Genomic DNA, 25,288 nt, shown 5'->3' on the forward strand with positions numbered 1-25,288 from the left:
TCCATGCAAAAACGTGCACACCCCTTTCGACTGCTGGCGCTACTGGCGCTGGTCGCCTCCTTGTTCGCCTGTACCTCCACCCATCGCGCCGCACAAGACCCATGGCCTGAGCGCATGCCATCCCGCGCTTATTTTGTGAAGGTTTACGAGGCAGACAAAATCAATAAACAAATCCAAACCCAGGATGAATACCTCACCTGGATCTTGCGTTTCTATAAAGGATGGGAGCTGTACCGACGCGGCTGGATCAAAATGACCGATGAATTGGTCGCCCAGGTGAATGACCCGCAGCAAGTGGAAGAGATTCGCTACAAAATCGACCGTATAGGCCGCTTGGTGTCAGGGGAGTGGGCGAAAAAATCCAATACACGCACTATTTATTTGCGCCATGTATCCATTTGGGGCAACGCGCTCCTGGAGTCTTTGGATCGCGATGAGGCGCTACCGCTGATTAATCGGGTTAACAACGATGTGGATGACCTGCTAGCCCATAAAATTAGTCCGGATGTCATCACCGCCAACCGCTATTTTCCCGTCAGCGAAGACGATCCGTTTTTATAATCTACCGATAAACACAGGCTGCCAAACGGATGCGGCAGCCTGTCATGCATCAAGACGCAAGCACTTTGATCGCAATTTCCGAACCGGGTAGCGCATCGGCGGCGATTAACAAAATCATCCCGATAAACAACCCCACTACCGCCAAGTACCACAATACCGAAAACCAGATACCGTAGCGGGTAAGCGGCGGTATATCTTCCGCCAGCCCTACGCGCCAACCGGCGAGAATATCAATCACTCCCAGAACAATAAAAAAGGTGATGAAGTACAAACCCAGCTTCCAGGCCACCACAAAACACAATGCGGAAATGACCAGCAACGCAACCAGCGCCAAATAATTACGCCCGGAAAACACCAGCGATTTGACTACACGCCCGCCATCGAGCGGATGCACGGGAATCAAATTAAATAGATTCAGCAGCGCGCTGGTGGAAGCTACCAATCCGGCAAAATGACTATCGGTCACCAGATAAACAATGTAAAAAGCCACGGTCAGGACCAAGCCAAATACCGGCCCCATCATCGAGATATACACATCCTGCCAGCGGGTTTTAGGCATATCGCCCACTGCCAAACCACCCACAAAGGGAATCAGGTACATACCCTTGGTGGGCAGGCCGCATTTTTTCATCGCACGTAAATGGCCGTACTCATGGAATACCAATACACCCACCAGTGCCAGTGCAAACTCCAGGGTAAACATCACGCTGTACACCGCAACCGAGGCCGCCATCAAGGCGACTTTTACCACTTGCGCTGCTTTTAAAAACTTAAAGGCAATCAAACCAATGGATAACCAGGAATTGCTTTTGTCAGGTGCCGGAGCCGCTGGTGCACCGCCCTCGCCTGCCAACGCCGCTTGTTGTGCGGCAAACGCCTGGGCTGCAGATTGCTGCTCAGCCGACACCAGTGCGCGCCCTTCCAACACTTGCGCATCGTTAACCCATAATTCGTAATTCACATCACCCGCACGCAGGTTAAGTACATACACCAATTTCACCGCACCCAGATCAGCCAATACAAATTCATGCGTACTGGCAATACCAAAATGGCGCGCACTGGATACTAGCTGACCATCGACAGCCACTTGTTCCTCTCCTGTTGCCGGAGTGGCCGCCACCGCAAATTCATGACCAGCGTAACCAAACGAAAATAACTGCATAAACATCAATTCTCTTAATCAGAATCATCAATATACTGTGATGAAAATTCACTACCAACAGCCTTGCTAACCTAGCGGCGCATTGTACACACCTAATCCAATACCTGTTGTTTTATAGCCAGGGCCAAACCCGCTAACCCTTGTTCCAGTTCTTGCTGATTCAAACTCGCATAACCTAAACGCAATGCGGGAATTGTTTTTCCTGGCCCGGAAAACCATTGCCCTGGCAATATCGCCACCCCCTGATTCAAAGTGTCACGCTGCAATTGCAACATATCAAGCCGCGCATCCAGAACTAACCACAAAGCCAACCCACCTGGAGGAACAGTGAACACCGCTTCCGGAATAATCTCGCGCACACGCTTAACCGCATAGTCGCGTCGCTCTCGATAGATTTTTAATGCACGCCGCACATGCCGTTTTATTTCCCCGCTACGCATCAATTCAGCAACAGCCAATTCAGTCAGGGAATTTCCTTGCCGATCAATCAAAATAATGTCGCGCACACAACGATTAATCACCAACTCCGGCGCAGCGATATAACCCAGTCGCAACCCCGGCGCGAGCACTTTGGATAGCGAGCCGATGTGAATCACACGACCATCAGTATCCATACTTGCCAGTGGCAACATCGGGCTGTGGGAAAAATGAAATTCATGATCGTAATCATCTTCAATAATCACAAAATCATGCTGCCGCGCCAATTCCAGTAATCGAATGCGTCGCTCAACGGAAAGCATGACAGTGGTGGGAAATTGATGGTGCGGTGTGGTGTAAACCGCACTCACTTTTCGCTGCAAACAAAGCGCTTCCAAGGCATCCAAATCCATTCCAGCGTGGTCCAGTGGAACATACTCAAGCGCTATGCCACAGGAGATAAATGCTTCGCGCGCAGGTGGATACCCGAGTTCTTCCATCACGACACAGCCCTCAGCTGAGGCAAGTAACCGTGCGCTGAGATAAATCCCCATCTGGCTACCGCGCACAACACAAATATGCGTTTCCGAAACACTCATGCCACGCTCGGTGCGCAACATATCGGCAATCGCTTCGCGCAATAATTGACTCCCGCGCGGATCATCATACGCAAGTCGATTAGCGCGCGCAGAAAATACCAGCGCTCGGCGATATGCACGCGACAACACATCAAAAGGCACCAGACGCGCATCGGGCACACCGTCGCTAAAACGGATAATGCCTGGCAGATTCATCGCCAAATCACCATAGGGCCACATATTGTTTTCAGGCAAGGTGTACGCAAAAGATGGCGCTGCCTGAAGTGCATTCGGGCTTTCTTTTTTCTCCGGCAGCAGCGGCAAATATGCCGAGACAAAAGCACCACGTCGCGCTTGTGTTTCAATCCAACCTTGTGCCTGCAATTCATCATAAGCCTGCACTACCGTCTTGCGGTTGAGTGACAGCGCCTCAGCAATTGTGCGGCTACCGGGTAAAGCGCTACCCGGCAGCAAACGCCCACGCTGGATTTCCTGAGTGATCGCTTGTACCAGCTGCAAATGCAGTGGCACACCTGCCGTCCGCTCCAATACCAGAGTCAAGTACCAATTCCGTAACATTGTCCACCTCGCACACCCCATCTGGACCAGTAATATTTTTAAAACTGGACGATTAAGGGAGCCAGAAAAAATCGCACTATTACTGCCAACAGACCTTACGTCAACCCTGAGGAGCAGAAAATGGCGAACACCCTTGATACCCCCAAAGATGAATTAATTCTCCAGTCGCAACAAAAGATGGAACAGTTTTTATCGCTGCCCCAATGGAGCACGCGGGAAAAATTAGCGCTCAGTTGCCGTATTTTATTTGATGCCGGGCACGACTCCGGCCTCGCTGGTCAGATCACCGCCCGCGCCGACGAACCGGGCACCTATTACACACAACAGTTGGGGCTGGGGTTTGATGAAATCACTGCATCCAATTTGTTACTGGTGGACGAAGACCTCAACCGCCTTGACGGCGCAGGCATGCCCAATCCTGCCAACCGTTTCCATACTTGGGTATACCGCCGCTATCCGGACATAAAGTGCATTATCCATACGCATCCGTTTCACGTTGCCACACTCTCCATGCTCGAAAAGCCGCTGGTGATTTCACACATGGATACCACGCCACTCTTTGATGACTGCGCATTTCTTGATAAGTGGCCAGGCATTCCTGTGGGCAACAGCGAAGGCCAAATGATTTCTGAAGCATTAACCAACAAGCGCTGCTTATTTCTCGCGCATCACGGCTTGTTAGTCACTGGTCGAACCGTAGAAGAAGCATTAATGCTTGCACATTTATTCGAGCGCGCTGCACGCATGCAACTCGTCGCAATGGCAGCAGGCAACATCCAACCCATTGATGAAAGTCTTGCAAAAGAAGCCCACGACTGGACATCAACACCCAAGCGTCATCAAGCTTTTTTTGCCTATTACGCACGCCGCACATTGCGCAAACACAGTGACTGCCTGCAATAACTCCAATCCATTTTTTAACACACCGCCATCAGAGGATATTTTTATGAAGCAAACATCAACGCAATTCAAAGGCATTATTACCTACCCCATCACGCCTTATTTACCAACGGGTGAAATTGATCTTAAAACCTTGAATCAATTAATTGAGAAATTGGTCAGTAATGGTTCACATGCCATTGCACCTTTAGGCAGCACCGGCGAAAGCACTTATTTAAATGATGAAGAGTGGACTGATGTTGCCCTGGCAAGTATTAAAGCCGTTGCCAAACGCTTGCCCGTTATTGTTGGAGTGTCAGATCTCACCACGGCAAACGCGATAAAAAGAGCGAAGATTGCGGAAAAGGCTGGTGCTGATGCCATTATGGTTTTACCAGTTTCTTACTGGAAATTATCCAACAATGAAATTTTTAACCATTACGCAAAAATTGCCGATGCGGTTTCACTACCGATTATGGTGTACAACAATCCCGCTACCAGCGGTATTGATATGTCGCCGGAATTGATTGTGCAAATGTTTAGGGCTATCGACAATATCACCATGGTAAAAGAAAGCACTGGCGATATTCAGCGTATGCATAAAATTCGTGTACTGGCCGATAATCAACTACCGTTTTATAACGGCAGTAATCCTCTTGCACTGGAAGCCTTTGCCGCCGGTGCAAGTGGCTGGTGCACTGCCGCACCTAACATCATTCCACAATGGCCATTAAAACTGTATGAGGCTTTCCAAAATAACGATCTCCCTCTCGCACGCGATGTTTTTTATAAACAATTACCGCTACTGGAATTTATTTTAAAAGGCGGGTTGCCCACCACAATTAAGGCTGGCCTTAAGCTACAGGGCTTAAATGCAGGTGCGCCACGCCTGCCATTACAACCATTGGACGAAGCCGGTAGTAGAAAACTGGAAACGCTATTGGGCGATTTGAAAAAACTGTGTTAACCGTGCAAACAGAAAGGAGCTATATGGCTCCTTTCTACTGTTTAATCACTGCTTAAGCCCTATCAAAAAGCCCAACCCAACGGTAAAACTGGAAATCCCCCTGCCATAACGCATACACTGTCTGCCTTTTCCGCATACACCTTGGCTAAAGGTCTCCTATGTTACAAATCGGCAAGCAAAACCGCTTAAAAATCATTAAACGTACCGATTTTGGTCTTTTTCTAGACGGTGGCAAGTACGGCAATATTTTGTTGCCCAAACGTTATGCCACCATTGAAATGAATATCGGTGATGAGCTGGACGTATTTATTTACCTGGACTCTGACGATTGCATCATCGCTACCACACTCACGCCAAAAGCGATGGTCGGCGAATGTGCTTTTTTGGAAGTCAAAGAAGTGAATAATGTGGGCGCCTTTTTGGATTGGGGACTGCCTAAAGATTTGCTGGTGCCCTACGGCGAACAACACAAACCTATGGAAGTGGGCCGCTCTTATGTGGTGTGTATTTACCAGGATGAATACACTGGCCGCATCACCGCCTCGTCTCGCCTGAATCGCCACCTTGAGGAGCGCGCCAGCGGTTTGCGCGCGCAACAAGCCGTTGACTTGATTATTTGCGGTCGCAGCGATATGGGTTACAAAGCGGTTGTCAATCACACTCACCTCGGGCTTATTTTCCGCGATGATGCTTTTCGTACGTTGCTATACGGTGAAAAGGTCAAAGGTTATATCAAAGCCATTCGCGCTGATCGCAAAATCGATTTGAGTTTGCAAAAACACGCGCGCGATACTAAAGAAGATTTAGCAGAAAAAATCCTCAGTGATCTGCAACAAAAAGGTGGCGTTTCCTATTTGACGGATAAGAGCGACCCGGATTCAATTTACAAAGCGTTTAACGTGAGTAAAGGCAACTACAAAAATGCCCTGAGTTTGCTCTATAAACAGCGAAAAATTCTGATTGAAAAAGACAAGATTACACTCGTATAACCGCAACAATCGACGACTCGACTTACCATGAATAGCAACGAAATTATCCGCTGGGGCATTATCGGGGTTGGCAGTGTTTGCGAAGTAAAAAGCGGCCCCGGGTTTTATAAAAACCCTAATTCACAATTGCTGGCCGTTATGCGCCGCGACTTGGAAAAAGCCCGCGACTTTGCAACGCGCCACAAGGTTCCGCTCTGGTACGACAACGCCGATACGCTGCTGAATAATCCCGATATCGATGCGGTTTACATCGCCACACCACCAGCGCAACACAAAGACTATGCGCTGGCGGCACTCGCGGCAGGCAAAGATGTGTACATCGAGAAACCCGTTACCCTCAATGCAGACGAATGCAAACAATTGATTGCTGCCGCGGCACAAAGTAATAACAAAGTCTGTGTTGCCCATTACCGCCGTGCGCTGCCATTTTTTGTACACATTGGCGAATTACTTCGCGCGGGCGCCATAGGCACACCACTGCTTGCGCGCATTGAAATGTTACGCCCAGCACCAGAAACACCTTATAGCGATGACAATTGGCGACTAAACCCAGCGGTTTCCGGCGGTGGTTTATTCCATGATTTGGCACCACACCAATTGGATTTACTCTTGCACTGGTTTGGCGGCGTACAAACTGCCAGCGGAATAGCGCTCAACCAACGGCAATTAAGTGCGGCAGACGATCTAGTGCAAGGCTGGGCACAATTGGCCTCGGGCCTTGTTGTGCAGGGGCGCTGGCATTTTGCCTTGGCGCCTATGCACAAGCGCGACCAAGGTGAAATTATCGGCACTCTGGGTAGCATTCACTTCAGTTTTTTTGGCGATGCCACACTTCAATTAATTGATAACAATGGCGAACGCACTATTACACTCAGCCACCCCGAGCATGTACAACAGCCATTAATTGCACAAGTAAACGACTATTTCCGCGGCAACGGCGCCAACCCTTGCAGTTTGCAAGATGCGTTAGCCGTTATGGAATTGATGGATTGTTTTAGTCAGACCACTAAGCAGGCGGGTTAAACAAATAAGGAAATAACTGTTGTTTTTGCGTTTGGGTTAATTGCTCCATGCAGGCTTTATTGTTATCGGGCACAGCATCAATATCATCGTAATAAGCGAGCGCCTTTTCCAAACTGGCTTCACGGATAATGTGCAGGATTGGATAGGGCGAGCGGTTGGTGAGGTTTTCTGCATCTTCCGGCGCAGCGCCGGCAAAACAGTAATCGGGATGAAAGGTCGCCAACTGATAAATGCCTGTCCAGCGATTGCGCTTCAGCAGTTGTTCGGCCCAGTTCAGAAATTGGTTGTAATCAAAAAAATCCTGCAGGTGCTGTGGAATAATTAATAGCGTTGTTTCAAGAGCACTGGCTGGCGTTTCATCGAGCAGTTCCAGTTCGCGCTGTAAATCCTGCAGCAGTAATTCATCGTCGTTCGCCGCACTCACTACCAAACGCACGCGATTTTCTCCGGTTGGCTTAGCCGCAAACGGGCAGAGATTTAAACCAATCACTACTGAATTTAACCAACGCGCCACGTCATTTTTTATCTGTTGCACTGCTGACTGCACAACAGCTTGCTCCGAGGTTTGTTCACTCACGTTGTCACACTCCTGCACTGGTAATTGCCGTCTGTTACGCACTGGCCTTGCGTGCCGCTAACCACAATCCAAGTCCTTCGATAAAATCCAGCACTAGTTCATCGTCACAGGCTTTGAAGTGTACATGGCCGGGTTTGCGAAATAACGCGGCCAAATCCGATTTGGTGAGTTCAATGGTTGCCAGTGCCAAGGCTTCGCGCACCTGCTGTTCGTGTAAGTTAAACGCGACGCGCAGTTTTTTTAGCACATCGTTATTGGATACTTTGGCGTGTTTTTCAATCACGGTTTTTTCTGCACCTTCTTTTTTGCCGCGCTGCTGTTCAATCAGGCTATTGAGGAAAATTAACAGCACATATTCCGGCATGGCTTCAAAGCCGGGCTGATAGTCCGTTTTCAGTAAATTGGCGACTTCTTTTTCGCTCAGTTCGATATCCGACAGCGAAAAGAGTTGTTGGACCTGCGCGGTATCCAGTGTGAGTGATTGGGTAATCTTACGAAAAATATCATTGGTTCTCATGGGGCTTGCTCTATGATTGCAGCTGGATTTTGCGTCATTCTACCGCAAATACACACTATTCGAGAGTCAGGCTATGAACCCATTCAACGAGGTTAACCCTTTTGCGGCTGAGCTGGTTGCCGGGCGCAAACGCGCCAAACAACTGTGCCAACAACTTAATGCGCTGCGCGCCGACCAAACCAAAGCGCGCAAACCGCTGTATCAACAATTATTCGGGCAGGTGTCCCGCGCGTATATTGAGCCCCATTTTTTTTGCGATTACGGCAGTAATATTTTTTTAGGCGACGGATTTTATGCCAATCACAATTGTGTGATTTTGGATGTGGCCGAGGTGCGCATTGGCAACAATGTGATGTTTGGCCCGAATGTACAGATTTATGCGACCACACACCCACTGGACCCGCAAGAGCGCGCAACGGGCAAGGAATTTTGCGCGGCGGTCACTATTGGCGATGACTGCTGGATTGGTGGCGGGGCGATTATTCTGGCCGGCGTGACTATCGGCAATGGCTCGGTCATAGGTGCAGGCAGCCTGGTCAATAAAGATATTCCTGCCGGTGTCGTCGCGGTGGGTAATCCTTGCAAGGTCATAAAAACCCTTGCTGATGAAGCGCCTTAATCGCCGGGGGGCTGGGCTGCCAGTTGCCGATAATGCTGTTTTTTAGCGGAGTACATGCGTTCATCGGCGAGGATTAGCAGGTTTTTGAGTGAATCCTTGTCGGTGCTGGCGAACCCCACACTGAAGCTGATGGCAATTCGCTCGCCGGCCACCAGCATATGCAAATCCCGGCACTGCGCAGTCAGACGGGCAACAAACTGCGCACATACAGCTTCTGTGGCCTGCTCCAGCAACAGGTAAAACTCATCGCCACCGACGCGGGCAACCGTATCATTGGCGCGCGCCGCTTGCTTGAGCGCGCGCGCTACTGCCATGAGCATCTGATCGCCGTATTGATGCCCATAATGGTCATTCACAAACTTCAGGCCGTTCACATCTACTACAAACACCCCGAAATGCGTTGCGGCATCACTGGCTGAAAAGGCGGCGAGTTTGTCGTTGTAATGGGTATTAAACAGGTGGCGATTGGGCAGTCCGGTGACGGAATCCAAATGTGCAAGTTGGTGCAGACGCGCATTCAAGCAATGCTGACGCAGCGCGGAGGACAACATAGTGCACAACACCATGAGTGCCTCTTCGGCTTGCTGGCTGCGCTCGGTGCGCGCGGTAATCAAAAACCCCTGGTAATCCGCCCCGGTGCCGCCAATCGCAAATACATGCAAGTCGCTATGAGGTTCGATCAAAGATAGTAAGGTGGTGTGGCTATTTAACGCGCTGTGGTGTTGGCGCAACAGTTGCTGATGGGACTCGTCCAAGTCGCTAATCAACTCACACCCGCCAAAAAATTCATTGCGCAGCAGATACAACCCAAAAGGCTGTCGCGCAACGGTCTGCGCCACAGCGAGGCTCCACTGCCCGAGTTCATCCAGTACATCGGTCTGATGCACTTCCATAGAGTACTGTACCAACCGCTGTAGGGCTGTACGCTGTTCATCCAACAACTGCAGTGGCCGTACGACTTTATCGGCCAGTTTTTTGACCAGTACCACCATCAGCACAATGGACAAAATCACCGCAATCGCCTGGGTGCGATAAGCCATGAGCACTTGGGTAATTACCCCTTGTCGGGTGTGCCCAAACTCCACTTGTAGCGATTGGTTTCCCAGCCCCAGCATGATGGGCGCCTGATGACGAAATAGCGCGGGGTCGCTATCACCGCGACTGAATATTGCCTGTTTGTCGCTGAGCAAGCGCAACAAGCCTGGCTGGCCTTGATGGGTATCGATCACCGCCTGCATCAACTTTTCCGTATTGATGTTCACCAGCAACAGACCATCCACCTGAAAAGGTTGTGCCAGCGAACTGCTGGCGGTCAGTATGGGGCGAATAAACACCAGCATTTGCGGCTGTCCCGGTGCAGTGGGCGGGATGAACATGCGCGGGCGTGGATCGCTAATGGAGGATGGCGATGACACAACCTGCGCCATGTAGGGCTCATAGGCCGCGATATCATCGGTCAGCGCCCAAGTCGGGATGACCTCTATGGGGAAAAACTCTTTGTCGATCAGCATCACACTTTCTGCCGATGGGTTACTGCCCAGGTAAGATTCTATTTTTTGCACGGAGATAGGGGTGAACAAGGGCATGGAGAGCGAGCGAATCACATTGCCATCGCTCGCAATACGGTCCAAGTCCCCCATCAACTGCAATAGCCCTTGGGTCAGCAGAAAAGAAAACCGCTCGGTTTCATAGACCAACTCACGTTCATTTGTGGTGACTTGTCGCTCATAGTCGGCGCGCAGTTGGTAGATACATAAAATGAGCAAAGGTACGGCAACAACCGCCCATACCAACAACTGGACGGTATGGCGAAACCTTGGCAGCACCTGTCTGGTCACGATCAAATCCTCAGGGGCCCGGTGTTGTCATCATGCGCTGGGCATTGCGAATATGGCGCTCGGCCAATTGCTGCATGTATTTGGCTGCCGCCGGGCCATTCAGGGCGCCCTCGCGGTGACGCAAAAACCCCTTGCCCATCGCATCCCAGATAAAGGTCATTTCTTTATCGGCGGGCAACGGCTTGGTATTAGCCATGAGCTCGATGGTTTTTTTGAGGTAACCACGGGCATTTTGCTGCGCCTGTTCAAAGGCGGCCTGCTCCACCGGGATAGCCCCCATCGCTAGCCAGAATTGCTTTTGCACGGCCGTACTTTGCAGGTAATTGGCCAGTTTGAGCAGGCGGGCACGCTTGGGGCCGTTCAGGCTCTGGTTGGGAAAGGACAACACATAGGAGCTGAAGGTAGGCACCATATGGCGCCCTTCGGCGGCGGGTATAGCACTCACGCCCAAATCGTCCCCCAAGGCTTCATAAAACGCTTTGCCGATCCAATCGCCATTGATGGTGTAGGCCACGGCGCCAGTTTTGAATAAATCGACCGCACACTGATAGCTGCAGCCTGGATAAGGCAATTCACGCGAACGCAATTGTTTATAAAAATCCAGGGCCGCCGCCATTTCGGGAGTATTTAACTGCACCTTGCCATCGTTGAGTGGCCAGCCGCCATAGGCACCCAGAAAGGGCAAAAACCAGTACATCTCATCAAAGCTCCAGGCGATAGAGGCAACGCCTTTGGCCATCAGCGCCGGACGCTGGGCAAACATGGCCTCCCAATCGGCGGCGGGTTCTGCAACCAGTTTTTTATTGTAAAACAGCATTAAGTGATTGCCCTGGATCAGCGGCACGCCGTAGGACTTACCGTCACTGTAGGTACTGGCCCAGACTCGCGGCGGCACGCGGGCGGGAAAGTCGGCAGGGTTGATCTCGCTGTATCTGATAAAACTGTGCAACCCTGTGTGATCGGCGGGCATGATGATGGCATCAGGCGTAGTACCCTGCTCCATCATGCCCATAATGCTGGACTTGAGTTCGTTTTGCTCTTTGAACTCCGCCTTGAGGGGAATCGATTCCCCCTTGGAAAACTCCGTCAAGATTGCTCCCAAGGAGTCTTTTGCGTAGGTATAGATAATGGTCAGATCATCATCTGCGCGGGTGACAGCTGCGGATAAGAGCACCGCAATGGCAAAAAAACAACGAGCAATTGTGGGTTTCAACCTGCACTCCCAAGCGGTGGACGTGAATCTTATCAATTGTTATTCAATGTGGATGACCGCGCCATTCCCTAGCAATAATAGACCACATAAGGGCACCTGGCCGGTGGATGTATCAACCTGCTGACACTCGCCCATCATAGCCAAGTGTATGTTTTTGCTTGCCCAATGGCGGCATTTTTTTTAAGGTGTCCCACCCTGGAGTTGCCTGAACCAGCGTATACCCCCTTTAATCGGCAGCGCTACACACGAATAGATCACTATAACTAGGCGCACGATATTCTTGGCGATCCGCCAAATTCCCAGACCAATAGCGGCAGCTTTTGCTGCTGTTACGCACAACGAGGAGTTAGTTTTTATGCAAGCGACGCTATTTGAACAAGCGCTCGATTTATTGATTTTTGGCATGGGCACAGTGTTTGTGTTTCTTGTCCTGCTGGTCATCGCCGTCAATATGATGTCGCGTTTTGTGGAGACCTTTTTTCCGGAAACGGTCATCGAAGAAACGCCCAATATCAAGCGAACACTCGCCACTGACACTCTAGATCCAACTACCCTCGCCGTTATTCAGGCTGCCATTCATCAACATCGCGACAAGCAGTCGCGCGGCTGATTCAGGAGTTCTTTGCATGATCAACAACAATAACCCTCTGGGAATTACTGATGTAGTACTGCGCGATGCGCACCAGTCCTTGTTTGCCACCCGCCTGCGTTTGGATGACATGCTGCCCATTGCCGCCAAGCTGGACAGCGTGGGGTTTTGGTCGCTGGAGTCCTGGGGCGGCGCCACTTTTGATGCCTGTATTCGCTACCTGGGTGAAGACCCATGGGATCGCATCCGCGAACTGAAAAAGGCCATGCCTAAAACCCCGCAGCAAATGCTGTTGCGCGGCCAGAACCTGCTGGGCTATCGCCACTATGCCGATGATGTTGTAGAGGCCTTTGTAGAGCGCGCCGCCACCAGCGGTGTGGATGTATTCCGTGTATTTGATGCGATGAACGATATGCGCAATATCGAAATCGCCATGAAAGCCGTCAAGCGCCACGGCAAACATGCGCAGGGAACACTCTCTTACACCCTGAGTCCGGTGCATAACCTGGATGGCTGGATCGCCCAAGCCAAGCAAATTGAAGATATGGGTGCAGACTCCATTTGCATCAAAGACATGGCAGGCCTACTCAAACCCTACGATGGTTTCAAGCTGGTCAAACGCTTGAAAGCGGAGTGCGATATTCCCATCCACATGCAGTGTCACGCCACCACCGGTTTAGCGCACGCCACCATTTTGAAATGCGTGGAAGCCGGTATCGATAATGTGGATACCGCCATTTCATCCATGTCCATGACCTATGGCCACAGCCCGACCGAAACCCTGGTCGCCGCCCTGGAAGGCACCAATCGCGATACCAAACTGGACTTGGTACTACTGGAAGAGATCGCCACCTACTTCCGTGAAATGCGCAAAAAATACGCGAAATTTGAAGGCTCCTTAAAGGGTGTGGATGCTCGCATCCTGATCGCCCAGGTGCCCGGTGGCATGCTCACCAATATGGAAAGCCAATTGCGCGAGCAAGGTGCTATTGACCGGTTTGATGAAGTGCTCGCCGAAATTCCCCGCGTACGTGAAGACCTGGGCTTTATTCCGCTGGTGACACCCACCTCGCAAATTGTGGGCACCCAGGCAGTCCTGAATGTATTGAGTGGCGAACGCTACAAAAATATCTCCAAAGAAACCGCCGGGGTACTGCGCGGTGAATACGGTTCAACACCTGCGCCGATGAACGCCGAGCTGCAAGCAAAAGTGTTACAGGATGGCGAACAGCCCATTACCTGTCGCCCGGCAGACAACCTTGCGCCAGAGCTGGCGCAGTTGACCTCCGCGCTGGAGAAAGAAGCCGCGTTGCGCAATATCACCCTGCGCACCGGCGAAGGAGCACTGGACGATGTGCTCACCTACGCCTTGTTCCCGCAAATCGGCCTGCGCTTCCTGGAGCATCGCCACAACCCTACCGCCTTTGAGCCAGCGCCAACGGGTAAAGAGTCGTCGGTAGTGACTAACGACGCCGGTGAAGAAATTTATACCGTGGAAGTAGACGGTAAAAAATACACCGTCAGTGTGAACAACGGCGGCGACCTCACCGGCATCAAGCCATTACAAGGTGGCAGTGTTGCAGCAAAACCCGCGCCCACTAGCGAAGCGCGGCAAGTACCGGCACCGCTGGCAGGCAATATCATCAAAATTGCGGTGAATGTTGGCGATGAAGTACAAGAAGGCGATGTATTACTGCTGTTGGAAGCCATGAAAATGGAAACCCAAATCAGCGCACCCTGCAGCGGCACCATCACCAGTATTGACGTCAAAACCGGCGATTCCGTTGTCGTTGGCAAAACCCTGCTTGCAATTGCGGGGGCATAACGAATGGATACCCTGTTACGACTCTGGCAATCCACTGGCATCTACCACATGCAATCCGGTCAGCTGATTATGATCGGCATATGCTTGCTGCTGCTATTCCTCGCCATTCGCAAAGGCTTTGAGCCAATGTTGCTGGTGCCCATAGGTTTTGGGGGATTACTCGCCAACCTGCCCGCCGCCGGGCTAGCCTTCTCCGCCATCGAACACGCACTGCACAATGGCACACCGGAAATAGGCGCGGCGCTGGCGCAACTGGCAGGGCTCAGTGCAGACACCACCGATGCCGTCATCTACAAAACCCTTGGCAGCGGTGACCCCGAACTGTACCAAACGGCATTGCACACAGCGCAAGCCGCTGGCTACAACGACGGGATGCTCTACACCTTCTATAAAGTCGCTATTGCCAGCGGTATTGCTCCCTTGGTGATTTTTATTGGCGTTGGCGCCATGACCGATTTTGGCCCACTGCTTGCCAACCCCAGAACACTCCTGCTTGGCGCAGCGGCGCAGTTTGGGATTTTCGCCACAGTATTGGGCGCTATAGGGCTGAGTTATTTCGGTATGGATTTCTCCCTCGCCGATGCCGCCGCGATTGGCATTATCGGTGGCGCTGATGGCCCGACGGCGATTTATGTTGCAAGCAAACTGGCGCCCGATTTACTGGGTGCCATTGCCGTTGCCGCCTACAGCTATATGGCGCTGGTGCCACTGATCCAACCACCCATCATGCGCCTGCTCACGACCCAAGCCGAACGCGGAATTGTGATGCAACAACTGCGCACGGTGAGCAAACGCGAAAAAATCATTTTCCCGATTGTGATGCTGGCACTGGTGGGTTTGATTCTGCCCGACGCCACTCCGCTGCTGGGCGCCTTTTGCCTGGGCAACCTGATGCGTGAATCGGGCGTGGTTGATCGTCTCTCGGATACCGCCCAAAACGCATTGATCAATATCACCACCATCTTCCTGGGCTTGGCAGTGGGCTCCAAACTGGCGGCAGATAAATTCCTCGACCCTAAAACCCTAGGCATTCTCGCGCTGGGTATTGTCGCCTTTGGTATTGGTACTGCCGCTGGTGTGTTGATGGCGAAATTAATGAATGTGTTCAGCAAAAACAAAATTAATCCGCTGATTGGCTCCGCTGGCGTTTCCGCCGTACCCATGGCCGCCCGCGTTTCCAACAAACTCGGATTGCAGGCGAATCCGCAAAACTATTTGTTGATGCATGCGATGGGACCAAACGTAGCCGGGGTCATAGGCTCAGCCATTGCCGCCGGGGTCATGATTACCATAGTGACCAATGTCTCAGCGGGATAAAGACGGCTGTCATTAACAACAAAAAAGGCTGCAAACTCTCGCGTTTGCAGCCTTTTTTATTGGAGGAGCTAATGCCGTTTAATCCAAAATAATATGCGGCAAAAACCGTGAGCTGTCTTTGGTGATCAGGGTTGCATCCTCGCGGATACAAATACCTGCAGCACTATCACCCACAACCCAACTACCCAGCATGGTGTAGGTATCTGCGTTGCGGTATTCATCGCGAAACTTTGGTAGTGCATGCAATGCTTGACGCACATAGCGGCCATCATCGTATGGGCCTGCTGCCGATATTTTTTCACCACTTGCTGTCACCAAATCCACGTTCGCACCTTCGCGCGATAACAGCGGCTTACGCACCCAACCTGCACTCAATGGTTCACTGCTGGCAGTTTCAAAAAAGGCGGGTAATAAATTCGGGTGATTGGGATAGCGCGCCCACAAGAGCGGCAAAATACCTTTGTTGGATAACAGCATTTTCCAGGCAGGTTCAAGCATTTGGGTGTTGGCTGCCATGATGGTTTTGGCAAAATCTTCCTGCACCATAAATTCCCAAGGGTACAATTTGAATAAGCCTTTGATCGCTTGATTATCCATATCAACAAATTGATCGTGCAGTTCGCCAATATCTTCCAGCGCGATATAACGTACATCTACCCCTGCCTGCGCGGCGATGTCCATCAAATAATCAACCGTGCCCTTGTCTTCTGCATTGTCGCGCACGCTGCTGAAATAAAACGGTTGGGGCAAATTCAAGTGTGCAAAGGCTTGTTCAATTTTGTCGTGCAGGGAATTGAATTGATCGGCACTGTCAGGCAACACACCATTTTTAATTTGATCTTCCAACCAGACCCATTGGAAAAATCCGGTTTCAAATAACGAGGTGGGCGTGTCGTAATTTAATTCGAGTAATTTTGCAGGGCCAAAACCGTTGTAAACCAAATCCATGCGGCCATACAAATGCGGCTCGCCCTTGTTCCAGGAATTCCAGATATAACTCCAGAACTCGCGGGGGATATTCAGCAGCGTAAGCATTTCCTCGCTGCGGGTAATATCGCCCACCATGTCCATAACCATCTGGTGCAGTTCTTCGGTAGGCGCTTCCAGGTCCTCTTCGATTTGTTGCAAACTGAATTGGTAATAGGCGGTTTCATCCCAATAGGGTTCGCCGTCAAAGGTGTGAAAATTAAACCCCACTTCTTCGGCATAAGCGCGCCAATTGGCGCGCTCGGCAACACTGATGCGTTTCATGGATTAGCCACCAAAACTATTGCGCGCAGCTGCTTGCTGGCCGAAACCACCGCGACGTACCACTTGGCCCACTTGCGGTTTTACTTGTGACGGTTTGAGGGTGATTGGGCCAATGGTTTTGGCAACAGGTGTATTGGTTGCAGTGCGGAAAGTGCCGCGATCATCGCGCGATTTATACAGCGGTTGCGTAGGCACCGTTGAACCACCGGCACCCGCCGCCGCAGGCTGTTGAAAATTACTGCCGCCGCGATTCATCATTTGCCCGGCGAGATAGCCCATCATCATCGGCATAAACACACTGCCGCCCGATGTGGTTTGCTGCGGTGCGGTTTCGCAATTGCCCGCACCAAAATCCACTTCGCATTCTTGTTTGTTTAAATATTTTGGCGCGACCTGCGGATGCAGGGCTTGGGCGGCTGCGTAATCGGCATTGCATTGCGCTGTATCATTTAACCCGGCAGCACTGCACTCACTCGGGTCACTGAACACCATCGCCTGCTGACTCTCTTCACCGCAACCGGCAAGCAGCAGTGTGGCAACAGGAACCATTAATACCAATGCAGCTTTTTTACTGCGCTTCAACGACACTTTTTTAGCCTGTTTCATAAGCATTTGTCCTGCAAAAAATTAATAACTCATACATGCGGCGTTGATCATGCCCACAGCAATAGCGGCAGCGGCAGCAAAAATACCCGTCGCAATTTCGCCCTGATTAATACGCTCGGGCAATTGTTTAATGACAACACGTAACACCACAAAGGTCAGCACTTGTACAATCAACGCCACAGCGCCCCATACAGCGCAATCGAGCAGCGACAGTGAATTGGTAATTGCGCTGGACAGTGGCAAAGCAAAACCAATGAGCGCACCACCAAAAGCAAGGGCTGCCGCCGGGTTATTGGCGCGGATCAAGGTCAACTCGTCTTGTGGCGTCACCCAGGTGTAAATACGCACAAAAATCAGGACTAATGCTATCGCCACGGCAAAATAGGCGAGAAAAGGCGGAATGCCATTCAGTGATGAGAGTGTTGTCGCAAGCATAGGAATTTCCCTAAGGTGTATAGATGAACATTAATACATGAAAAACCGGGGGGATTCTGACACAAAAGCCAGCGTGGCTCTATCTTGCCGAATGGCAAACAGCGGCCTATAAGTGTTAACTATTTTTAAGCGCTCTTTCTGTCACACTCAGCCTTGTCCATAGCTCAGGGATCCGTTTATGAAATCAGTTCTGTTTGATGCCTTTCGTTGCAGCCTGTTGCTGGCGCTCGGGGTGCAGCTCATCGCCTGCAGCGACCACAACGCCAACATCGCGCTCGGCACCCTGGAGCGCGACCGTATAGTGCTTAAAGCCACTGCTGCGGAAATCATCACCCAATTACCGCTTGTCGAGGGCAGCGATGTGAAAGCGGGCGATTTATTGTTGCAACTCGATGATCGCCGCCAGCAAGCGCTGGTCGCCAAGGCCGATGCCAACCTCGCTAGCGCCCGGGCCAACCTCACCAAATTACAAAACGGTGCACGTACTGAAGATATTGCGGCAGCACGCTCGCAAGTCAAAGGTGCCGAAGCCCAATTGGTAGAAGCGCAAAAAACCTTTGCCCGCGCTGAAACATTGGTGAGTAAAAAACTCGCTGGCGCCGCTGAGCTGGATAGCGCCCGCGCCAAACGCGATTCAGCGCAAGCCAATCTGGAGAAATCCCACGAAAACCTATTGCTGCTCACCAACGGCACCCGCGAGGAAGACTTGCAGCAAGCCGAAGCGCAAGTCGCGCTCGCCAAAGCCGCGCTGGCATTGGAGCAATACAATTTGAGCGAACTGAGCATTCGCGCCACCAGCGATGCGCGGCTGGATCACCTGCCTAAACACCTGGGTGAACGCACGAGTATTGGCGAAGCTGTCGCAACCCTGCTCGATAAAAACGCGCCCTATGCACGGGTGTATATCCCCGAAACCCATCGCGTGAAAATCCATACGGGACAGGAACTGGTAATCCATGTTGATGGACTGGATCAGCCACAAACCGGCAAGCTGCGCTGGATCTCACAAGATGCGGCCTTTACGCCCTACTTCGCACTCAACTCCACCGATCGCGCCCGCCTTGTCTATTTAGCGGAAGTGCAACTGCCCGACTCGGCGGCCAATTTACCCAGCGGTTTACCGGTACAGGTTGAGCTGCCCCATGACTGACCCCCTATTTAGTAAGGAGCCGGACTGGGCGATAGAAACACTCGGCATGACTCGCCGCTTTGGCGATTTTGTCGCCGTAGACCAGTTGGATTTACGTATCCCCCACAAAACCATTTACGGATTTCTCGGCCCCAATGGCTGTGGTAAATCGACCAGCATGCGTTTGATCACTGGCCTGCTCACGCCAAGTGCGGGCAGCGTGCGTGTATTGGGAATGGATATTCCCGAACAAGCCGAATTACTGCGCCGTCGCCTCGGCTATATGACACAAAAGTTTTCCCTCTACGACGATTTAACCGTGCAGGAAAACCTGCGCTTTATGGCGCAGATCTACAACCTCGAGAGCCGCAGCGTAAAACAGCTGATCGACAGCCAGCTCAGCCGCTATCAACTGGATGAACGCAAAACCCGCCTTGCCGGTGCACTCAGCGGCGGCCAACGCCAGCGCCTGGCGTTGGCAGCAGCGACACTGCACAAACCGGAACTGCTGATTCTGGATGAACCCACCTCCGCCGTAGACCCGGAAAACCGGCGCGATTTTTGGGAAAAATTATTCGACCTTTGCGATGGCGGCACCACTATTTTGGTTTCCACTCATTACATGGATGAAGCCGAACGCTGCCACGGCTTGGCGATTATGGAGGGCGGAGTAAAACGCGCCGATGGCTCGCCCGCACAACTCATGCGCGAGTTGGGAGCCAAGGTGGTTGAGATCGACGGCGAGAATTTGCGCCTGCTTAAACAGCAATTGGGTGAACTGCCAGAAGTCGTCTCCACCGCACAACAGGGCACACATTTGCGGGTATTGATTACCGAAGCAATCAACGACCCGGAAAACTGGCTGCGCACGATTCACCCGACGCTGGTCGTCAATCGCCAGATCCACAGCGTACGCCCAAGCTTGGAAGATGTATTTGTGCATTGCACCGGCAGCAACGCCGCCGGACAGGGAGCGCGACAATGAGTGCCCCGACCAGGAAAGCAACGGCGGTTAACGCCTTTGGCCAAAGCCTACAACGAATCGGCGCGATCATCTTCAAAGAGCTACGCCAATTAACGCGCGACCGCCCCACCTTTGGCATGATTGTGATGGTGCCACTCATCCAACTGTTGCTGTTTGGTTTTGCGATCAACACTAACGTGCGCGACCTGCCAGTGGGCGTGGTGGATTTAAGCCACACACAAACGGCGCGGGCGCTGATAAGTGACCTTACTGCTACCCAAGTGGTGAGCTTTACCGAAACCTATCAAACGCCCGCGCTGGCGGAAGATGCGATCCGCCGTGGCCATGTGCATGCGGTGTTGGTAATCCCTGAGGATTTTGGCCAGCGCTTGCAAGACCAGCGCCCTATCGCCCAATGGCTAATCGACGGCTCCGACACCATGGTCAGCAACGCCCTGCTCGCCCTGCAACAAATGCCCTTTGCCAGCGGCTTTGAGGCGCAACCCATCGCGCGCAAAAACACCTTTGAAATCGCGCTGTTTTTCAACCCGGAGCGACGCTCGGCGGTGAATATTGTCCCGGGCTTGGTGGCGATTGTGCTCACCATGACCATGGTGATGTTCACCTCGGCGGCGCTGGTACGCGAGCGCGAGCGCGGCAACCTGGAATTGCTGATCACTACGCCGGTGCGCTCCAGCGAGATTATGATCGGCAAAATCGTGCCCTATATTTTTGTCGGCCTGATTCAAGTGGCCATTATTCTCGGCCTCGGTCATGTGATTTTTGATGTGCCGATCAACGGGCGATTGGATCAACTGGTGCTCGGCGTCTTCGCCTTTATCAGCGCCAGCCTCACGCTTGGCCTACTGGTATCCACCATCGCCAAAACCCAGCTGCAGGCGATGCAACTCACGGTGTTTCTGCTGATTCCATCGATACTACTGTCCGGCTTTATGTTCCCCTACGAGGGCATGCCAGAAGCGGCGCAATGGATTGCGGAAGCGCTGCCTGCAACTCACTTTATCCGCATGGTGCGCGCCATTGTGTTGCGCGGCGCGACGCTGGAAGATTTGCAGCCGGATTTGTGGTGGCTGATCGGATTTACCGTGCTTGGGGTGATCGCCGCCGCGACTCGTTTTAAGAAACGGCTGGATTAATACCAAATTGACCTGCTTATACCCAACAACCCGCCATTTTGCTGAAATGGCGGCCTGTTTATAACCTATGCGCGTAACCACAGAAATTTTTATAGTCCAAAGCTTGTGATTGCACATAATTCAACCTAGACTTCAACACATCATTTCTGTGAACCGGTTCGCACTTATGCTCAAGCATGTTTCTGCTGTTTTAGCCTTACTCATCTCTACCCATGCCGCTGCTATCAACATCGACCTGGGGCCAGCAACAGGCTACAACCTTTTTATCAAAGAGAACTTCACCCAACCGGGTGCAGACTCCCAAGGCAAGATCGCCATTGGCGGTAACGCCAATATCGGCCAATACGATGTGGCCGTGAATTACGAACCTGGCACCCGCCGCGACGGCATACAATTTTGGACTGATCCGGGCAAATACGCCGATGTGTTAGTGGTAGGCGGCAACCTGACGACTACCCAATGGGCTTGGGGCAATGTCAAAGGCAATCTGATTCTGGGCGGCGAACTCACCCAGGGCTCCAGCAAAAACGCCGTGCTGGGTACGACTACCAAAGGCAAGCCTATCGATTTTGATGCTGCCTTTAAACAATTCACCAACCTGTCGCAAACCTTGGCAGGGCAATCCAACACCAGCGGCGTGGAGTTTAAATACAACAACTGGTTGATTTTGGATGGCAGCGCGAGCAATGACGTTTATGTCGCCAATATCACCGGCCAAATGCTGGCAAGTGCGACCGACTTGACCGCTACTGGTTTGGATAAAAACGACACCTTGATCATCAACGTCAGCGGCAAAAATATTAATTTTGACTCGCTCAACTATGGCCAGCGCGAAAGTTTTAATGCACTGGATATGTCGGCCAGCAATATTCTGTTCAACTTCTTTGAAGCGGAAACCATTACCTTCAGCGGTGGTATTAAAGGCAATATCCTCGCCCCTAATGCCGACTTCACCTTCTTGCAAGGTGACTTGAGCGGTCAGGTTATTGCCAAATCCTGGACCGGCGGATGGGGTGCACAGGCCAATTTGTGGGATGGATTTTTTGTTCCGCCCATAGACCCGCCTACTCCCACAACACCGCCAACTACTGTTGAAGTGTCTGAGCCAGCAACCTTGTTGCTGTTGGTTTTCGGATTGTTAGCGCTGGTGGCAATTCGTCGCAGTCGCCGCAACTAAGCACTTCCGGTTTATCGCACAAGCCGCTACCAGCCATGCTGATAGCGGCTTTTTTTATTGCGCGTATTGGTTACACTGTGCCCCTGTCATTTCACCGCTTGCACCCGCAAGCCCCACAGCACAGGGATATTTATGAAATTCGATAATATTTTGCAAACCATTGGCAACACCCCACACGTTCGCATCAATCATTTGTTCCGCAGCGATATTGAAGTATGGATGAAAGTCGAACGCTTTAATCCCGGCAGCAGCATTAAAGACCGTATTGCCCTGGCGATGATTGAAGATGCCGAAGCCAAAGGCCTGATTAACAAAGACACCGTCATCATCGAACCCACCTCCGGCAATACCGGCATTGGCCTCGCCTTGGTATGTGCCGTAAAAGGCTACAAATTAATTCTCACCATGCCTGAATCCATGTCGGTCGAGCGCCGCAAAAATATGAAAGCGCTGGGCGCAGAATTGGTGCTCACCCCCAAAGAGCTGGGCATGGGTGGCTGTATCGCCAAAGCCAATGAATTGCTCGCTGAAAACCCCAACAGCTGGATGCCACAACAGTTCAATAACCCCGCTAATGTGGAAGTTCATCGCAACACCACCGCGCAAGAAATCCTCGCCGATTTCCCCGAAGGTATTGATTACATGATTACCGGTGTCGGCACTGGCGGCCACATCACCGGTTGCAGCGAAGTCTTGAAAGAAAAGTTTCCGCAGTTAAAAACCTTTGCCGTCGAGCCGGAAAAATCCCCTGTTATCAGCGGCGGCCAAAAAGGCTTGCATCGCTTGCAAGGAATTGGTGCCGGATTTATCCCTCAGGTACTGAACAAAGATACGCTTGATGGCACCATCCTTGTCAGCGAAGAAGCCGCGTTTGACATGACTCGCCAATGCGCCTTAAGAGAAGGGATTTTTATCGGTATCTCCTCCGGCGCTACCCTTGCTGCTGTTGCCCAGCAACAAGCCGACATGAAACCCGGCAGCCGGGTGATTATTTTCAGTTACGACACCGGTGAGCGCTATTTATCGATTGAGGATTTATTTTAATTTTTCACATCAACCAACGTGAAAAATTACAGAGAGTAAACATTTAAAGCGTTAATGAAATAGAAAATTAAAAAATGAAAAAGGGGCGCAGTAAATGCGCCCCTTTTTCGTTTATCGCAGCAGCTATTACTCTACCGCAACAACAATCACGCCTTTGGCAGGAATTTCAATTGCCAGTTTTCCAGCATTGGCTTTAGCTTCAAATGGAGCAGGTTTTACCTTCTCTGGTTCAGCGAAGGTGTTGTGGCTATCCATTTCAGGGGCGGTGAGCACCTGGCCTTTAACTCCATTCACGGTGACACCTGCGAGGCTGATATCCACAGTTTCAGCTGCGTTCGGGTTGGCGTTTACCAAAGCGATATACACCTTGCCGTCTTTCGCGCGCGCTGCAGTTGCACTTACCGAGGGTACCGATGCTTTACCTAATTTATAGGTGGGCACTTTCTTCAAATCAATCGCAATGCTGGTTGCATCCTGGAATGGCTTATACATATTGAAGACATGATAAGTCGGAGTGAGAATCATCTTCTCTTTATCCGTCAAAATCATTGCCTGCAATACGTTTACCATTTGCGCAATGATACTCATGTGCACACGGTCAGCATGTTTGTGGAAAATATTGAAGTTAAGTGCGGTCACAATGGCATCGCGGATAGTGTTTTGCTGATACAAGAAACCAGGATCATCATCGCCGGTTACGTCATACCATGTGCCCCACTCGTCCACATAGAAGCCCACTTTTTTCTCTGGATCGTTTTTGTCCATCACCTTTTTGTTGTTAATGATGAATTGATCCATTTTCAAGGTGTTCACCATGGTGGACATCCACTCTGCTTCTGGGAAGCCGAGCGCTGCACCTTTTTTCTCCCAACTTCCGGTAGGCAAGGTGTAGTAATGGAAGCTCACCGCATCCATACGCAAGGCCCAATTGGGCTTCACGTTTTTGGTAAGGTGATCGGCCCATTCAGTATCTTCAGTGTGACCACCGCTGGCAATTAGGATTGGCGTATTGTCCTTGGGTGTTTTCAGGAAGCTGGCGTATTGCTTGTAGAGGTTGGTGTAAACCTCAGGCGTCATATTGCCGCCGCAACCCCAGGCTTCGTTACCAATCGCAAAATAATGCACGCGGAAAGGCTTATCGCGACCATTTTTACGGCGCAGCTCAGCGAGGGTAGATTTACTGTCTGAAGTCATATACTCCAGCCACTCCGCCATTTCTTGCGGGGTACCAGTACCTAAGTTGCCGTTGACGTAGGCTTCAGCACCGAGGATTTCTACCAGATCAAAAAACTCGTGGGTGCCTACGGCGTTATCTTCCAGTACACCACCCCAGTTGGTGTTCACGCGCACCATCCGTTGATCGCGTGGACCAATGCCATCGCGCCAGTGATATTCATCAGCAAAGCAGCCGCCTGGCCAACGCAATAAGGGCACTTGAATCTCTTTCAATGCGGCCAGCACGTCGTTGCGCCAGCCTCTGGTATTAGGAATGCTGGATTCAGGGCCAACCCACAGACCTTCATAGATGCCGCGACCAAGGTGCTCGGTAAATTGGCTGTAGATGTTTTTATTGATGACCGGCCCGGTTTTGCTGGCATCGATCTTGATTTGTGTATCGGCAAATGCCCCGAAGCTCATGCTCAGCCCCAGCGCCATTACCAATGGTTTAATCATTCTCATGGATGTCTCCTGTTTGTTGTTATTTACTGTAGCAGTCGTCTATTGAATACCTGACCTGTGAGGATAAGGGCTTAAAGGTCTTATTGTCATACAAGTTAACCTAAATTTACGACCACGTACCACACCGAAAGATAGATTCACTGATGAAAAAAGATGACACACACCCAATACTGTATTTAAATACAGTATTATATC

24 protein-coding genes are annotated in these 25,288 nt (G+C 51.3%); 14 read left to right on the plus strand and 10 right to left on the minus strand.

Annotated elements, in window-relative coordinates; translation table 11 throughout:
* Nucleotides 1–3 precede the first annotated feature (3 nt).
* On the plus strand, nucleotides 4–561 hold the full coding sequence (locus B0D95_RS09105; RefSeq protein WP_078043609.1) for a hypothetical protein: 558 nt from the start codon (nucleotides 4–6) through the stop codon (nucleotides 559–561).
* Between the two features lie 49 nt (nucleotides 562–610).
* On the opposite strand, the gene B0D95_RS09110 is transcribed toward B0D95_RS09105, so the two are convergent.
* On the minus strand, nucleotides 611–1,723 hold the full coding sequence (locus tag B0D95_RS09110) for a site-2 protease family protein (RefSeq protein ID WP_078045687.1): 1,113 nt from the start codon (nucleotides 1,721–1,723) through the stop codon (nucleotides 611–613).
* Between the two features lie 92 nt (nucleotides 1,724–1,815).
* The gene (locus tag B0D95_RS09115) at nucleotides 1,816–3,297 is read right to left on the minus strand and encodes a PLP-dependent aminotransferase family protein (RefSeq protein WP_078043610.1); all 1,482 of its coding nucleotides are present in this window, start codon (nucleotides 3,295–3,297) and stop codon (nucleotides 1,816–1,818) included.
* 120 nt (nucleotides 3,298–3,417) lie between these two features.
* Between B0D95_RS09115 and B0D95_RS09120 the strand changes: the two genes are divergently transcribed.
* The 4 genes from B0D95_RS09120 to B0D95_RS09135 all read left to right on the plus strand — a co-directional run bounded on the left by B0D95_RS09120 (nucleotide 3,418) and on the right by B0D95_RS09135 (nucleotide 7,155).
* Entirely contained in the window at nucleotides 3,418–4,200 is a 783-nt protein-coding gene (locus B0D95_RS09120) for an aldolase (RefSeq protein WP_078043611.1), read from the plus strand.
* Between the two features lie 43 nt (nucleotides 4,201–4,243).
* Nucleotides 4,244–5,143 (plus strand): dihydrodipicolinate synthase family protein, encoded by a 900-nt coding sequence (locus tag B0D95_RS09125; protein ID WP_078043612.1) that lies wholly within the window; start codon nucleotides 4,244–4,246, stop codon nucleotides 5,141–5,143.
* A 158-nt stretch (nucleotides 5,144–5,301) separates the two neighbouring features.
* Nucleotides 5,302–6,132: a S1 RNA-binding domain-containing protein gene (locus B0D95_RS09130; protein WP_078043613.1), complete on the plus strand. Its 831-nt coding sequence runs from the start codon at nucleotides 5,302–5,304 to the stop codon at nucleotides 6,130–6,132.
* Between the two features lie 27 nt (nucleotides 6,133–6,159).
* Nucleotides 6,160–7,155: a Gfo/Idh/MocA family protein gene (locus B0D95_RS09135; protein ID WP_078043614.1), complete on the plus strand. Its 996-nt coding sequence runs from the start codon at nucleotides 6,160–6,162 to the stop codon at nucleotides 7,153–7,155.
* Here the strand turns inward: B0D95_RS09135 and B0D95_RS09140 are convergent.
* Nucleotides 7,139–7,732 (minus strand): DUF1415 domain-containing protein, encoded by a 594-nt coding sequence (locus tag B0D95_RS09140; RefSeq protein WP_078043615.1) that lies wholly within the window; start codon nucleotides 7,730–7,732, stop codon nucleotides 7,139–7,141. The two genes, B0D95_RS09135 and B0D95_RS09140, sit on opposite strands and share 17 nt — an antisense overlap.
* A gap of 34 nt (nucleotides 7,733–7,766) precedes the next feature.
* On the minus strand, nucleotides 7,767–8,249 hold the full coding sequence (locus B0D95_RS09145; protein ID WP_078043616.1) for a DUF1456 family protein: 483 nt from the start codon (nucleotides 8,247–8,249) through the stop codon (nucleotides 7,767–7,769).
* Nucleotides 8,250–8,322: 73 nt separating this feature from the next.
* Between B0D95_RS09145 and B0D95_RS09150 the strand changes: the two genes are divergently transcribed.
* The gene (locus B0D95_RS09150; RefSeq protein ID WP_078043617.1) at nucleotides 8,323–8,868 is read left to right on the plus strand and encodes a sugar O-acetyltransferase; all 546 of its coding nucleotides are present in this window, start codon (nucleotides 8,323–8,325) and stop codon (nucleotides 8,866–8,868) included.
* On the opposite strand, the gene B0D95_RS09155 is transcribed toward B0D95_RS09150, so the two are convergent.
* On the minus strand, nucleotides 8,865–10,706 hold the full coding sequence (locus B0D95_RS09155; protein WP_078043618.1) for a GGDEF domain-containing protein: 1,842 nt from the start codon (nucleotides 10,704–10,706) through the stop codon (nucleotides 8,865–8,867). The genes B0D95_RS09150 and B0D95_RS09155 overlap by 4 nt on opposite strands.
* A gap of 10 nt (nucleotides 10,707–10,716) precedes the next feature.
* Complete coding sequence (locus B0D95_RS09160) at nucleotides 10,717–11,919, minus strand: extracellular solute-binding protein (protein WP_246841764.1); 1,203 nt, start codon at nucleotides 11,917–11,919, stop codon at nucleotides 10,717–10,719.
* A 355-nt stretch (nucleotides 11,920–12,274) separates the two neighbouring features.
* Here B0D95_RS09160 and B0D95_RS09165 point away from each other — a divergent pair, with 355 nt between their 5' ends.
* From B0D95_RS09165 to B0D95_RS09175, 3 genes are read left to right on the plus strand one after another with little or no spacing between them, the layout of a single operon-like run.
* Nucleotides 12,275–12,529, plus strand: a complete 255-nt coding sequence (locus B0D95_RS09165) for an OadG family protein (RefSeq protein ID WP_078043619.1) — start codon at nucleotides 12,275–12,277, stop codon at nucleotides 12,527–12,529.
* Nucleotides 12,530–12,545: 16 nt separating this feature from the next.
* Nucleotides 12,546–14,333: a sodium-extruding oxaloacetate decarboxylase subunit alpha gene (oadA, locus tag B0D95_RS09170; protein ID WP_078043620.1), complete on the plus strand. Its 1,788-nt coding sequence runs from the start codon at nucleotides 12,546–12,548 to the stop codon at nucleotides 14,331–14,333.
* Nucleotides 14,334–14,336: 3 nt separating this feature from the next.
* Nucleotides 14,337–15,650 (plus strand): sodium ion-translocating decarboxylase subunit beta, encoded by a 1,314-nt coding sequence (locus B0D95_RS09175; protein WP_078043621.1) that lies wholly within the window; start codon nucleotides 14,337–14,339, stop codon nucleotides 15,648–15,650.
* Between the two features lie 78 nt (nucleotides 15,651–15,728).
* Here the strand turns inward: B0D95_RS09175 and B0D95_RS09180 are convergent, their stop codons facing one another.
* The 3 genes from B0D95_RS09180 to B0D95_RS09190 are packed head-to-tail and all read right to left on the minus strand — an operon-like array spanning nucleotide 15,729 to nucleotide 17,942.
* Entirely contained in the window at nucleotides 15,729–16,901 is a 1,173-nt protein-coding gene (locus tag B0D95_RS09180) for a glutathionylspermidine synthase family protein (RefSeq protein ID WP_078043622.1), read from the minus strand.
* A 3-nt stretch (nucleotides 16,902–16,904) separates the two neighbouring features.
* Nucleotides 16,905–17,507 carry a DUF1190 domain-containing protein gene (locus B0D95_RS09185; RefSeq protein WP_078043623.1) on the minus strand — a complete coding sequence of 201 codons (603 nt, stop codon included), beginning with the start codon at nucleotides 17,505–17,507 and terminating at the stop codon, nucleotides 16,905–16,907.
* Nucleotides 17,508–17,528: 21 nt separating this feature from the next.
* Entirely contained in the window at nucleotides 17,529–17,942 is a 414-nt protein-coding gene (locus tag B0D95_RS09190) for a DUF350 domain-containing protein (protein ID WP_078043624.1), read from the minus strand.
* 178 nt (nucleotides 17,943–18,120) lie between these two features.
* On the opposite strand from B0D95_RS09190, the gene B0D95_RS09195 reads away from it, so the two are divergent.
* From B0D95_RS09195 to cysK, 5 genes are all read left to right on the plus strand, one after another.
* Nucleotides 18,121–19,092, plus strand: a complete 972-nt coding sequence (locus tag B0D95_RS09195) for an HlyD family secretion protein (protein WP_078043625.1) — start codon at nucleotides 18,121–18,123, stop codon at nucleotides 19,090–19,092.
* Nucleotides 19,085–20,056, plus strand: a complete 972-nt coding sequence (locus B0D95_RS09200; RefSeq protein WP_078043626.1) for an ABC transporter ATP-binding protein — start codon at nucleotides 19,085–19,087, stop codon at nucleotides 20,054–20,056. The genes B0D95_RS09195 and B0D95_RS09200 overlap by 8 nt, the downstream gene beginning before the upstream one ends.
* Nucleotides 20,053–21,192 carry an ABC transporter permease gene (locus B0D95_RS09205; protein ID WP_078043627.1) on the plus strand — a complete coding sequence of 380 codons (1,140 nt, stop codon included), beginning with the start codon at nucleotides 20,053–20,055 and terminating at the stop codon, nucleotides 21,190–21,192. The genes B0D95_RS09200 and B0D95_RS09205 overlap by 4 nt, the downstream gene beginning before the upstream one ends.
* A gap of 166 nt (nucleotides 21,193–21,358) precedes the next feature.
* The gene (locus B0D95_RS09210) at nucleotides 21,359–22,369 is read left to right on the plus strand and encodes a choice-of-anchor A family protein (RefSeq protein WP_078043628.1); all 1,011 of its coding nucleotides are present in this window, start codon (nucleotides 21,359–21,361) and stop codon (nucleotides 22,367–22,369) included.
* A 132-nt stretch (nucleotides 22,370–22,501) separates the two neighbouring features.
* Nucleotides 22,502–23,413: a cysteine synthase A gene (cysK, locus tag B0D95_RS09215; RefSeq protein ID WP_078043629.1), complete on the plus strand. Its 912-nt coding sequence runs from the start codon at nucleotides 22,502–22,504 to the stop codon at nucleotides 23,411–23,413.
* Nucleotides 23,414–23,539: 126 nt separating this feature from the next.
* On the opposite strand, the gene B0D95_RS09220 is transcribed toward cysK, so the two are convergent.
* Nucleotides 23,540–25,087, minus strand: coding sequence for an alpha-L-arabinofuranosidase C-terminal domain-containing protein (locus B0D95_RS09220; RefSeq protein ID WP_210403734.1), 1,548 nt, complete (start codon nucleotides 25,085–25,087; stop codon nucleotides 23,540–23,542).
* Nucleotides 25,088–25,288 lie beyond the last annotated feature (201 nt).

It is taken from the genome of Cellvibrio sp. PSBB023 (assembly GCF_002007605.1).
Taxonomy (GTDB): Bacteria; Pseudomonadota; Gammaproteobacteria; order Pseudomonadales; family Cellvibrionaceae; genus Cellvibrio.

Bases quoted from the DNA above. Each gene is read 5' to 3' on its own strand.
- B0D95_RS09165 (WP_078043619.1), top strand. From the start codon at position 12,275: ATGCAAGCGACGCTATTTGAACAAGCGCTCGATTTATTGATTTTTGGC.
- oadA (WP_078043620.1), top strand. From the start codon at position 12,546: ATGATCAACAACAATAACCCTCTGGGAATTACTGATGTAGTACTGCGC.
- B0D95_RS09135 (WP_078043614.1), top strand. From the start codon at position 6,160: ATGAATAGCAACGAAATTATCCGCTGGGGCATTATCGGGGTTGGCAGT.
- B0D95_RS09195 (WP_078043625.1), top strand. From the start codon at position 18,121: ATGAAATCAGTTCTGTTTGATGCCTTTCGTTGCAGCCTGTTGCTGGCG.
- B0D95_RS09200 (WP_078043626.1), top strand. From the start codon at position 19,085: ATGACTGACCCCCTATTTAGTAAGGAGCCGGACTGGGCGATAGAAACA.
- B0D95_RS09105 (WP_078043609.1), top strand. From the start codon at position 4: ATGCAAAAACGTGCACACCCCTTTCGACTGCTGGCGCTACTGGCGCTG.
- B0D95_RS09120 (WP_078043611.1), top strand. From the start codon at position 3,418: ATGGCGAACACCCTTGATACCCCCAAAGATGAATTAATTCTCCAGTCG.
- B0D95_RS09190 (WP_078043624.1), bottom strand. From the start codon at position 17,942: ATGCTTGCGACAACACTCTCATCACTGAATGGCATTCCGCCTTTTCTC.
- B0D95_RS09175 (WP_078043621.1), top strand. From the start codon at position 14,337: ATGGATACCCTGTTACGACTCTGGCAATCCACTGGCATCTACCACATG.
- B0D95_RS09125 (WP_078043612.1), top strand. From the start codon at position 4,244: ATGAAGCAAACATCAACGCAATTCAAAGGCATTATTACCTACCCCATC.
- B0D95_RS09115 (WP_078043610.1), bottom strand. From the start codon at position 3,297: ATGTTACGGAATTGGTACTTGACTCTGGTATTGGAGCGGACGGCAGGT.
- B0D95_RS09150 (WP_078043617.1), top strand. From the start codon at position 8,323: ATGAACCCATTCAACGAGGTTAACCCTTTTGCGGCTGAGCTGGTTGCC.
- B0D95_RS09220 (WP_210403734.1), bottom strand. From the start codon at position 25,087: ATGATTAAACCATTGGTAATGGCGCTGGGGCTGAGCATGAGCTTCGGG.
- B0D95_RS09210 (WP_078043628.1), top strand. From the start codon at position 21,359: ATGCTCAAGCATGTTTCTGCTGTTTTAGCCTTACTCATCTCTACCCAT.
- cysK (WP_078043629.1), top strand. From the start codon at position 22,502: ATGAAATTCGATAATATTTTGCAAACCATTGGCAACACCCCACACGTT.
- B0D95_RS09130 (WP_078043613.1), top strand. From the start codon at position 5,302: ATGTTACAAATCGGCAAGCAAAACCGCTTAAAAATCATTAAACGTACC.
- B0D95_RS09145 (WP_078043616.1), bottom strand. From the start codon at position 8,249: ATGAGAACCAATGATATTTTTCGTAAGATTACCCAATCACTCACACTG.
- B0D95_RS09180 (WP_078043622.1), bottom strand. From the start codon at position 16,901: ATGAAACGCATCAGTGTTGCCGAGCGCGCCAATTGGCGCGCTTATGCC.
- B0D95_RS09185 (WP_078043623.1), bottom strand. From the start codon at position 17,507: ATGAAACAGGCTAAAAAAGTGTCGTTGAAGCGCAGTAAAAAAGCTGCA.
- B0D95_RS09205 (WP_078043627.1), top strand. From the start codon at position 20,053: ATGAGTGCCCCGACCAGGAAAGCAACGGCGGTTAACGCCTTTGGCCAA.
- B0D95_RS09110 (WP_078045687.1), bottom strand. From the start codon at position 1,723: ATGCAGTTATTTTCGTTTGGTTACGCTGGTCATGAATTTGCGGTGGCG.